This window comes from Clostridium saccharobutylicum DSM 13864, assembly GCF_000473995.1.
In the GTDB taxonomy this organism is placed as follows: Bacteria; Bacillota; Clostridia; order Clostridiales; family Clostridiaceae; genus Clostridium; species Clostridium saccharobutylicum.
In genome coordinates, this window is the sequence record NC_022571.1 from 901,373 (window position 1) to 913,592 (window position 12,220).

Below are 12,220 nucleotides of genomic sequence, written 5' to 3' on the forward strand. Positions count from 1 at the left end.
TTGATTGTGCCTAAGTAAGGAGAGGATAATTTGAGTAGTGATGTTTCTTATGTAGCAAGAGGAGCAAAAATGCAATGCAGTAAAGGAAGTAATAAGGAGCTTAAAATAAATTTGCCTGCAAGTCATGGCGCATATGCACAGGGAAAGGCATTAATGGTTGAAACAGATAATGTAGTTGAGGCAAACATTACGTCCTTTGGTTTATGTGAAGGAGAAAAATGTTGCCCAATTATATTAGGAAAATGGACAAAATGTGAATATGATACGTTAATTAATGGAGTACCAGCTTTAACAACAGATTCAGAGCTTATTTGTGCAAAGGGTGGGAGAATTACATTTGTAACAGATGGACAGAATGAATAAAAAATAATTAAGGCACATGGACTTGTTATTTATTTGATTGTGCCTAACTATAATATTTTTATGGCAGAGAGGAGAAGATAATGGAAGCAATTCACAAATTAAAAGTAGACTGTCCCTATGAAATACTTACGATAGAAGACATTGAAATTAAATGCAGACCTAATGAACATGGTTATTTATATATTAAATGTCTCATAGATGATAGTATAAATGTTAAATATTCTATTGAAGCTTCCACAGAAGATAAAATATGTATTTATGAAGAAATAGAAAATGATGAAAAATCAATAATATTTAATGGATTAATACAAGATATAAGAACAACTAATATAAATGGAATTTATTATTTAGAAATAGAAGCAGCAACATCAAGCTTTACTTTAGATATTGAAGAGAAAAGCAGATCATTTCAAGATGTTGAAATGACATATGATGAGTTAATAAAAGAAATACTTAAAGAATATGAAAGTTTACGTTTAGGCTATACACAATGCATGGACAAGCAAAAGAAAATAGGAAAGCCATTATTTCAATATAAAGAAACAGATTATGAATTTTTAAAAAGAATAGCAAGTGAGTTAGGAATAGAACTTATTTGTGACACAATGAATTTTAGTAATATGTTTTATTTTGGCAGGACTTTGGGAGAAAATTATACATTTGAAGATAATACTAATTATAGGGTATGCAAAGATTTAAAAAAATACCACAAAGCAAAAACTTTAGGATTGGATTTTAACCATACAGATTATTTTTATTATGAAATAAAGAAATGTGAAAAATTAAATATAGGAGATAAAATTAATTTTAAGCAAAAAGAATTATATGTTAATCAGTATACAGCAAGTTTAGATAAAGGTGAATTAATATATAATTATAGATTATGCAAAGAAAAAGGAATTTGGCAAGAGAAGATTTATAATCCTAAAATGCAGGGGATATCTCTTGAGGGAAAAGTTCTTGCAGTAAAAGAGCAGCGACTAAAAATACACTTAGACATAGATGAAGGACAAAATGAAGATAAAGCTTATTGGTTTACGTTTGCACCACCAACAGGAAATGTAATGTATTCTATGCCTATAGTTGGAACAAATGCAGTGTTATATTTCCCAAATGATAGCAAAGGAGAGCCTATAGCTACAGCATGTGTAAGAAAAAATGGAGGTGGCTGTGAAAAGTTTTCAGATGTAAACAATAGGTACTATACAACCGAAAGTAATAATCAGATAGCGCTACTACCAGGAAAGCTTAGTTTTACATGTAGTGGAAATGAAGGTTTAAAAGTTTCTTTTGATGATGCTGAAGGAGTAACATTAAAAAGCGATAAAAATATAAATATAACTAGCCCAAATGAAGTTTCAATAAAAAGTGAAGAAAACGATATTAAGATAAATGCAAAACAAAAGTTAACTGTTCAAAAAAAAGGTGGAGAAGGCGGAATTTCTCTACATAATGAAATGGAATACCATGGAGGAAAAGTTAATGAAAATGGAACTTGCACAGAAACTTTTGCACCTTATGAGGAAGAAGAACCTGAAGCAAGCGATGAAAATGCACAAAGTGAAGAAAGCAGTGAAAGTGATGAAGGTGCAGGAATAGGACCTACTGCATTATCATGTGCCTTAGATATGATACCGTTTGTTGGAAATGTGAAAAGTGGAATTGAATTATTAACAGGAAAAGATTTAATTACAGGAGAACAAGTTAGTAGAGGTGCATTGTTAGTAGGGATGGTTGCAGGACCTCTTGGTAAAGTATGTAAAGTTGGAAAATTGGCCAGCAAAGTAGGAAGCAAATTAATGAAGGTAGGAAGTAAAGCACTTAAAGCTGGCAGTAAAGTAGGGAAGATAGCTAGTAAAGCAGCGAAGGTAGCAAGTAAAAGTGAAAAAGAAGTAAGTAAAATGCTTACTGGGCTGAAGCGGGTAACCAAAAGAGTCGCGAAAAAAGAAGGCAAAGATGTAATTGAGGAGACAACAAAAGAAGCAACAGAGAAGGCAGCAAAAGAAGCTGTTGAAAAAGGAGAAAAAGAGGTAGCACAGAAGGCAGAGAAAGAAGTAGCAGGGGCAGCAAAAAAAGACGTAAAAGAAGCTGGAGAGAAAGAAACAAAAGATGTAGCAGAAGAGGAATCAAAAGAAGTAAGTAAAAAATCAGAGAAAGAAGCAAAAGAAACAAGAGAGAAAAAAGCAAATGATTCAGCAGAAAAAGAACGTAAAAAGGCAGCCGAAAAGGACACAAAAGAAGAAAAATCTACTACTAAAACTGATAATGAAAACAAATGTACAGATGGAGACCCAATTGATACAGCAACAGGAAGTTTATATATTCCAGCTACTGATATAGTATTGCCTGATATACACGAAGAATTTGAGATAAAAAGAAAATATGAATCAACCAATAAAAGAGTAGGATTACTTGGAAAAGGATGGACAAATAATTTTGAAACTTATCTTAAGATAGCAGATGGAAAAATTAATGTACTTTGTAGTGATGGTCATATTGAAACTTTTTACCCAATTGATGATGAATGGATAAATGATAAAGGTGGAAGAAAAAGTTATTCATTAATGAGAGAGGGAGACTATTGGAAATTTAAATGCTTTAAAGAAAAGAAAATATATAGGTATAATAATTCAGGAAAACTTATTGATATAACTGATAATCATAATAATAAACTTTCGTTAACTTATATTGGAGAAAACATAGAAACTTTAACAACTTTCTCAAATTATAAATTATTTTTCACATATAAAGATGGAAAAGTAATTGAAATAAAAGATGAATTGGGTAGAACGGTTAAATATAAATATGATGGACATTATTTAACAGACGTTATCCATGTAGATCAAGGAGTTACAACATATACCTATGATAATAAAGGTTATATAAGCAGCATAAAAGATCAAAATGGAAATACTTATACTAAAAATTTCTTTGATAAAAAAGGAAGAGTTATAAGACAAGAATATCCAAATGGTGATGTTTTAACAGTAGATTATGATGATGGGGAAAAAGAAAGTACATTTTATTTTAGACAAAGTAAAATAAAAAAAGTATATAGACACAATAAAGATAAGTTAATAACACATTTATTTTATGAAGATGGAACTACAGAAGAATATAAATATGATGATTATCAAAACAAGACTTATATAAAAGATAGAAATGGATTTGAAGTCCATAAGGTTTTTGATGAATTTGGTAATTTATTAAGTGAGTCTTTACCAAATGGATTAAAAACAGAATACACTTATGATGAAAATCACAACCTAATAAAAGAAGCTGATAATAAAGGAAAAGAAATTCTATGCAGCTATGATAGAGAGGGCAATTTACTAGAGAAGAAAACAAAGATTTCAGTTGGAAATTGGACAACTGAAAGTTATAAATATGATTCGTATGGAAGAATTTTAAGTAAAATAGATGGCAATGGAAATAATTCAAAATATGAATATTCTAATACATGGAATTTAGAATCAAAAAAAGGAAAAGATCCAGTAAGGGTAATAACTAATGGTGGATATATTTATGAATATGAATATGATGAAGTAGGCAGAAATACAGAAATAAAAACTGATTATGGAGTAATAGAATTTTCATATAACAATTTAAATTATGAGGCAAAAATTAAAGATGCAAATGGAAATGTAACAATAAAAAATTATGATAACATGGGTAATTTGATAAGTCTTTATACACCAAATACATGTTTTAATGGAGGTATGTCAGAAGAAGGTTACAGATATACCTATGATCATATGGATAGGCTTATAAGCATAAAAAATCCACTTGGAATTGTAGAGAAAAGCGTAAGAGATACTCAAGGAAATATAATAAAGGATATAAATCCAAATTATTATAGTTATGAAACTCATGATGGACCTGGAATTGAATATGTTTATGATCAAAATAATCAAAAGATAAAAACTATATATCCTGATGGGGGAATAGAAAGATTCTTCTATGATGCTAATGGAAATGTAATAAAGCATATAAGTCCAGAATATTATAATCAAGAAACTGATGATGGTTTAGGTTATAGTTATACCTATGATTCAATGAATAGATTAAGTTCTATAATAAATGAAGAAGGAATTATAGAAAAGACTTTTGGATACGATCTTCATGGAAATATCATAAAAGAAATAGATAATGAAGGAAATGGTATTTTATTTAAATATGATTTGCTTGGTAATTTAATTGAAAAGAGAGTTCCAGTTGAAAAAGATATTTATGGAAATATTAGATACAATTTAACTTGCTATGATTATGATAAAAATAGTAATAAAATTTTAGAAAAGCATGGAACAGCAGTAGTATCTGAAAAAGGAATCTGTGGTAATTATCATGAAATTTATTTTAAATATGATAAAGAAAACAGGCTTATAGAAGTTAAAGATAAATATGGAGCGAAAGCAAGGTACAAATATGACTGCTTAAATAAAAAGACTTTTGAAAGCTTTAAGATTAATGACTCAACAACAAAAGCAATTCATTATATTTATGATAAAGTAGGAAATTTAATTCAAAATAAGGAAGAAATAAATGGAAGTTTTGTAGCACCAGAAACAAAGGGCAGAAATGTTTGGGCTATAACAAACTATGAGTATGATAAGAATGGAAATATAACAAAAATAATAACTCCAAAAGGCTTTGAAATTGGAAGAGTTTATGATAAAGCGGATAGACTTATAGAGCAACATGAAAAAGATGAAGCTAATGGAATTTTTAGAAGTTATGTTTATAAGTATGATAAATCTAATAATATAACAAGTATAAGCGAATATTCTGGAGAAGAAGCAAAGCTTATAAGAAGTAAATATATAAGTGAAAATGATTATAGGGTACATTGGTCTGAGAGATATGAAAATAAAAAAGAAAATGAAAGGTTATTTGAGAAAATTGGATTTAAGGAAGATGAAAAACAAAAGACCTATACTTACGATGCTCAAAACAGACTTACCCATTTTATAAATTTCTCAGGAAATACAACAAGGCTATTTTATGATAAGAATGATAGAATCATAAAACAAGTACTTCCAGAACAATATGATGAAGCTAAGGATAATGGATTAGGAACAACTTATGATTACAATATTAAGGGACAAGTTATTGAAGTTAAAAATGCTTTAGGAGAAACAATAACTAAAAATACTTATGACCCAAAAGGAAATCTTAAAACTTCAATAGATGGAGAAAATAATAAAGTAGAATACACTTATACAATGCTTGGGCAAATAAAAGACATTGTGACTCCAAACTCAAGAAAAGAAAATAAACCAGCTCAAAGCTATAAATATGATGCACGAGGAAACATTACAGGAATAACAGATGGTAATGGAAATGAAACAAGTTATATTTTAGATGACTGGGGAAGAATAATTCAAATAACAACACCAGAAGGCGGAGTTGAAAAATATACCTATGACTTTGCAGGAAATATAACAAGTACAACGGATGCTAATGGTGGAACTATAGAATATATTTATAACAGCTTAGGTCAAGTATGTGAAATAAAAGATCAAGCAGGAAATAGTGAATATTTCTATTATGATAATGAAGGAAATCTAACAAAACATGTTGATAGAAATCAAAATCATGTGGATAGAATTTATAATTTAGATAGAAATATAGTTTCAGTAAAAGCTTATCAAGTTGATGAAGAATCAATATCACTAGAAGTAAAAAAAGCTGAAGAAGCTAGAACAAAAGCACTAGAGAAAGCAAAGATAAACAATGAAGAAGGCTTTATAACAACTCCATTAAGCCAGAAACATAGAAGAAGAAGCTTCACAGAAAGACAGAAAGAGAAAAAAGAAAAGCAAGAAAATACTAAATTAAACGAAAATAATTCAAAAACAGAACTAACAGAAGATCCAAATAAAAATAAACTAGAAGTAGTAGATCAAAGATTCAACTATAATTCAGATGGTACTTTAAAGAATGCATATACAGGAAATATGCATTATGAATATGCTTATAATATTGAAGGAATGCTTGAAACTAAGAGTGCTTCTGGAAGAACACTTTTAAGATATACTTATGATAAGAATAACAATATAAAAACTATAAAAGATATAACTGGAAAGAGTAGTATTTATAGTTATGATGAAGCTGATAGAGTTAAGTTAATTCAAGATGATAAAAATGTTACTTTGGCAACATATGATTATTATAAAAATGATAGTATAAAATCTGTTATTGTTGGAAATGGCTTAAAGACAGATTATACTTATGATGGCGATGGCAATGTACAAAGCTTAGTTACAATATCTTCAAATGGTGAAGTTTTAGTAGATTATAACTATGTCTATGACTTGAATGGAAACAGGCTTCAAAAGGTAAGTTCAAAACATAAGAATTTCTATAGTTATGACTCAATGAATCGCCTTGTTGATTCAAGATATGATGGTCGATGCGAAAGTTTCACATATGATAAAGTAGGAAACAGATTAACTAAAACGACAAGTGACATGGCAAACGGCATGACAGTAAATGTCGTGGAAAAATATACTTATAATGTAAGAAACCAATTAAAGGGATTACACGATAATTTTGGTGTAAATTACTTTACTTATGATAAGCAAGGAAATACAATAAAAGAAGAAACACAAAATGGAAATAATATCTTTGAGTACAATACTTTGAATCAACAAGTAAAGGCTATAACTAAGGATGGAAGTACTTTAGTTAGTAGGTATGATACTGAAGGTTTAAGAGCTGAGATTGAAGAAAATGAAAAGTTAACTAAATTTATTTTCCATAAGGATAATGTTTTAGTTGAAGCTGATAAAGATTGGAATGTTATTTCTAGGTTTAGTAGAGGGCATGAGGTTGTTGCTGCTGATATTGTAGATTTAGATGGAGAATCAAATCCAGAAATAGAATCTAAATTAAATAGGTATTTTTATACTACAGATGAACAAGGAAGTACTATATTTATTACTGACAAGGATCAACAAGTTAAAAACGAGTATTGGTACGATGCATTCGGAAATATTCTCAACAGCAAAGAACAGGTTCATAATAGGATTACTTATACTGGGCAGCAGTTTGATGGTGTTACTGGACAGTATTATTTAAGAGCTAGATTTTATAATCCAGTTATAGGTAGATTTACTCAGGAAGATACTTATAGAGGCGATGGACTAAATCTTTATGCTTATTGTGGGAATAATCCTGTTGGGTATTGGGATCCTAGTGGTTATTTATGTAGTACGAAAATAAATCAGTATAATAAAGAAGTTAGAGAATTTAAAGGTAATAGAGGAGAATATTTAAGAAATAAGTTTAAAGTACCTATTAAACAAAATGAAATTACTACTTATAAAAACTTTGTTGATAGGTCAGTTGTTGGAGATAATTTAGAAGGACATGAAATCTGGCAGCATGCAAATTTAAAAGCTAACGACCTTGCTACTAATAGATTATCTACTGAAGCATCAAAGAATAATCCTGTTATTGCATTAGATAGGGAGCAACATAAAATTATAAATGCAGCACAAAGAAGTCTTGATGCTGCAAATCAAAAGCCATTAGATAATATTATGGATAACTCTAAAATTCTACGTGATTCAGGTATTCCAGAAGATATTGTCAATGATATTACTGACAGGGCATTAGATCATATGAAAAATACATTAAAATAGGAGTGAAATAAATGGAAAAAGGATTAAATGAATTAATAAGTAAGCTAGAAAAATCTGTTTCAAGTGATAATTTTAGTGATATTGCTTATGATGTTATAGAAGAAATAGAAGAAAGAGAAGATGCATTTGAAGCTATTCAATCGATTCTTATCATTATGGAAAAAAATAAAAGTGTTGATTTTGGGAAGCCAGGACCACTAGTACATTTTGTAGAGAAATTTTATAAAAATGGATATGAAGAAAAGCTTGTTGATTCTCTTAAAAGATTTCCAACTCAACACACTGTTTGGATGTTAAACCGGATTATTAATGGTTGTCAAGGGGATAGAAAAATGTATTTTATAAAAGTGTTGGATGACGTCATAGCATTTCCTAACCTAGACAGCGAGGTATTATCACTTGCTAATCATTTTAAATCTTTACATCAATAGAATATGTGTTAGTTTTATTAGATAACACTTACCGTAAAATTCGAAATAAGTTAACTACAAAATATTATTATTATATAGTTAAGAGGAAAAACGTTAAGGTACATCATGTTAGAGCAATGTGTGAAGCTGATCCTAATGCTATAAATTTAGTATTTAAGTATTAAAATATAGAGGTGAGTTTTATAGAAAAAATATGTCCAAAACATGTAGAAGGATTTATTGAGACAATTGACAATGGAGACAAATATAAAATAGATGATTTTAATGAATTTGACAAATACACATTCCCGTACGAGATTAAGTGCTCATGTACAAATAAAATATTCAAGATTTATACAGATGAACATCCATCAGTAGTGGCTGAATGTAGTCGTTGTGGAAAAAAGATAATAGTGTATGATTTGAAGTATTATCCAGCAGCTACAAAGATTAAAAAAGAGTTTCCGTTAAAAGAATATGTAAGTAGAAATGGAGATGAATTGTTCAATATCTGTGTAGTATATGAATATTCTGATGAATTTGAATATGAAGATGATGTTGAATTTGATAAAAATGATATTTCATGGTGTACTGTATATGGATATGGAATAAAGAGTAAAAAAGTATTTGAAATTATTAGTGATGAAACAACATAAAATACAATTTAATAAGATAAAGTTTTTAAAGTAGTCAGCATTATGTTAAAAACACGCATACAATTGAGAATAAATTTAATCTTAAATAAACCCAGTATTTGCTGGGTTTATTTTTTAAGTGTGCTCAGTATGGGCACATGATAATCGGTGAAAATCTGAATAGGGCTAACCATTAATTTAAAGAACAATGTTTTGGTTGAGGTGGATAAGGATTTTAAGGTAATATCTAGGGTTACTAGAGGATATGAAGTTGTTGTAGCTGATGTTGCAGAGTCAAGTGATGAAATAAGCTTAAGCTCAAGATTAAACAGGTAGTATTATACTTTATATTAACAGGGCAGTACTACTTTAATTACAGATGGATATTGTAATATTAGAAATGACTATTATTTTGATGCTTTTGGTAGTGTGCTTGAGTCAAAGAAGTTCATAATAGAATAACTTATACTGACCAACAGTTTGATGGAATTACAGGTCAATATTATTTAAGAGCTAGATTTTATAATCCAGTTATAGGTAGATTTATTCAGGAAGATACTTATAGGGGCGATGGGTTAAATCTTTATGCTTATTGTGGGAATAATCCTGTTAGGTATTATGATCCTTCTGGATATTTATGTAGCACGAAAATAAATCAATATAATAAAGAAGTTAGAGAATTTAAAGGTAATAGAGGAGAATATTTAAGAAATAAGTTTAATAAGGGCGCGGGAGAAGCAGAATATCTTGCTTATGAAAATTTAAATTATGAAATAGAAAATGAAGCTGGGTACAGTTGGGTAGATTTAAGGCAACTAGAAATGGGAAGACTGGAAAGTGAGAAGTATAAAAATGAAAATTATAGTTGCTTTGATAAAGTAATGAATAAATATAAATCAATGTTGTTAAAAACAATAAATATACGAAAAGAATATGAGGAATCATATTATGATGTATATTCAGATTTAGCAGATTGCTTAATATGTAGAGGTATGTATGGAGATAATGATTTGTTATTTGAAAAAATGTATAATGTATATAAGTCAAGTGGATGGTCATGTGGATGGAAAGGAAATTTTCCAGAAGGAAAACTAATGGCATTTTATCCAAAAGAGTAATAGCATAATCTTACTGAAAAATAAAGGTAAAACTAGATGCAAAATAATATTATTATAGTTAATATAAAATTAAACTATGGTATTAATATATAAATATAAGTAAATACTCACTGCATAATTATTATTATGCAGTGAGACTGTATACAAGAAAAATAAAGGACGAATCCAATATATGCTGAAATAGTGTCTATTGGATTTTTCTATTATAGTAATAAAGCAATTTGACTAAAACTACGCCCTTGTGATCAAACTCAGTAATACCAACAGTTTTGAACAAGTCAAATACATCATAATTGTGTCCTAGAGACATCCTAATAATGATGAAGCAAAGAAAATGGGAAGTGGAAGGGGGAAATATTTAAGAGAGAAGTTTAATAAAAGGAGAGCTGAAGGTAAAACGGGAGTAAGTGATGTTGCAGACGAAGTAACAAGGACAACAGGTCAGAACTCAGCTGAACTTTCTAGAAATTTATCAAGAGAAGGTAGACCAGTTGGAAATGGCGAAGTTGCTGCACATATTGTTGCTTCTACAGAAGAAAAAAGACAATGGGCAAAAGTTGCTGATTCAAGAAAAATATTGGATAAGTATGGGGTAAACATAAATGATGCAGCCAATGGAATACCTTTAGCTCATCCACGTCCACACAATATAACACATAGAGCAGGATTCCATGAAATGGTTAATACTCGTTTGACATCAGTTGTTAATAATATGACATCTTTAAACTATGGTAGAAAAGCTATTAGAAGTGCGTTAAGAAAAGAAATTCGTAAAATAGGTAGAGAAACTTTGAAATAATTGGAGGAATTGAAATGAAATTAAAAGTGGATTTAGAAATGGTGAAAGCTATTGAAAATGCAACTAGAAATGCATACAAATCTTTATTTAGTAAATATAAAGAAAGTTTTTACTATTGTTCTCTTATCACAGATGGAGGAGCTCACTGTCCAATATTATCAGCTTGGTCATATGAAGCTTTAGAGCGTATGAGTTTAAATGAAAAAGATCCAATTGACGCTAAATATTATTTGAAATGGTCTTATGCTGATTCACCTTACTTTGCATATGGAGAAGAGTATTTTGGTGAAGTTAAAGAAATCTTTAACAGAATACCAATGTCACTGACTAATGACGAAGAATATATGAATGAGTATGAAATACGACTTAATTCTATGGAAAAGGCTATAGCAAATTTAGATAAAGAAGGTTTATTTGGTGTTGGAAATCAAAGATTAAATATTGTTATAAATGCTGAGGTAATGCCGCCTGACTACAGCAATACAGAAAGAGCATTAAGGTTAAATCCTAGAGAAGCTCTTAATGAATGGCTTGAAGAAATTGCAGAAGAGGAATAGTTTGTTGGTTGAAATAAATTATTTGCCTAAAGAAAGATTAAATTAGATGTGAGCAAATGTTGTAAATTTGTAATTACTACAAAAGCAGAAAATATCACTACAGCTATAAGTTTTACACATGAATTGAGATTGGGGAAATTCATTAAATTAGGTCTTAATGGAGATATGTTCTTTATTAAGAACTTTCTTCTTACCCTGCTAAGCGTAGAACATCTGAGGTTAATCAGTGTTTGGTGAACCAATTTTATCCAGAAGTGAGGAAGCAAAATGAATGAAATTTTTATTAAAAGCATTTATAAAAGCATAGTAGAAGAAAATACACATCTATATAAAAATCTATTCGATAATACAAGTATAGATAAGGCAAGTGATGAGTATTGGAAAAAATCATTAAAACTGTATAATAGTTTATCAGAAGAAAATAGAGAGGTTCTGATTAATATAATTCAACAAACAATGATAGATACGATCTCCAATATGCTAGGTATAATTGATGGAAGTAGTACACTTAGTGGAGGTGATGCTGAACCAAAGTTGTATTTAGATGATACTGATACTGATGGTGAGTTACAAGACTTATTTTTAGCTTATGTCGAAGATATTGAGGAATAGGAAATATGACATATTAATAGATATAAAATAAAGAGTTAGTTAGAATATGTTAACATTAATTAAGTTGAATTTATAAATAA

General features: G+C 29.2%; 8 protein-coding genes and 1 pseudogene. All 9 read left to right on the top strand.

From position 1 onward, the window contains the following. Positions 1 to 30: 30 nt before the first annotated feature. The 9 genes and pseudogenes from CLSA_RS04065 (at position 31) to CLSA_RS04100 (ending at position 12,140) form a co-directional block, all read left to right on the top strand. Positions 31 to 363 carry a DUF4280 domain-containing protein gene (locus CLSA_RS04065; RefSeq protein WP_022744133.1) on the top strand — a complete coding sequence of 111 codons (333 nt, stop codon included), beginning with the start codon at positions 31 to 33 and terminating at the stop codon, positions 361 to 363. Positions 364 to 443: 80 nt separating this feature from the next. Continuing rightward, positions 444 to 8,009 (top strand): RHS repeat-associated core domain-containing protein, encoded by a 7,566-nt coding sequence (locus CLSA_RS04070; RefSeq protein ID WP_022744134.1) that lies wholly within the window; start codon positions 444 to 446, stop codon positions 8,007 to 8,009. Between the two features lie 11 nt (positions 8,010 to 8,020). Beyond that, the gene (locus CLSA_RS04075) at positions 8,021 to 8,440 is read left to right on the top strand and encodes a hypothetical protein (protein ID WP_022744135.1); all 420 of its coding nucleotides are present in this window, start codon (positions 8,021 to 8,023) and stop codon (positions 8,438 to 8,440) included. Positions 8,441 to 8,613: 173 nt separating this feature from the next. Beyond that, positions 8,614 to 9,075, top strand: coding sequence for a hypothetical protein (locus CLSA_RS04080; RefSeq protein ID WP_022744136.1), 462 nt, complete (start codon positions 8,614 to 8,616; stop codon positions 9,073 to 9,075). A 467-nt stretch (positions 9,076 to 9,542) separates the two neighbouring features. Next, positions 9,543 to 9,626, top strand: a pseudogene (locus tag CLSA_RS23755) (RHS repeat-associated core domain-containing protein); the annotation flags it as partial. 249 nt (positions 9,627 to 9,875) lie between these two features. Continuing rightward, positions 9,876 to 10,172: a hypothetical protein gene (locus tag CLSA_RS23760; RefSeq protein ID WP_022744138.1), complete on the top strand. Its 297-nt coding sequence runs from the start codon at positions 9,876 to 9,878 to the stop codon at positions 10,170 to 10,172. Between the two features lie 334 nt (positions 10,173 to 10,506). After that, positions 10,507 to 10,971, top strand: coding sequence for an AHH domain-containing protein (locus CLSA_RS04090; protein ID WP_022744139.1), 465 nt, complete (start codon positions 10,507 to 10,509; stop codon positions 10,969 to 10,971). 14 nt (positions 10,972 to 10,985) lie between these two features. Next, positions 10,986 to 11,528: a DUF4303 domain-containing protein gene (locus tag CLSA_RS04095; RefSeq protein WP_022744140.1), complete on the top strand. Its 543-nt coding sequence runs from the start codon at positions 10,986 to 10,988 to the stop codon at positions 11,526 to 11,528. 267 nt (positions 11,529 to 11,795) lie between these two features. Beyond that, positions 11,796 to 12,140 (top strand): hypothetical protein, encoded by a 345-nt coding sequence (locus tag CLSA_RS04100; RefSeq protein ID WP_022744141.1) that lies wholly within the window; start codon positions 11,796 to 11,798, stop codon positions 12,138 to 12,140. The last annotated feature ends 80 nt before the right edge of the window (positions 12,141 to 12,220 follow it).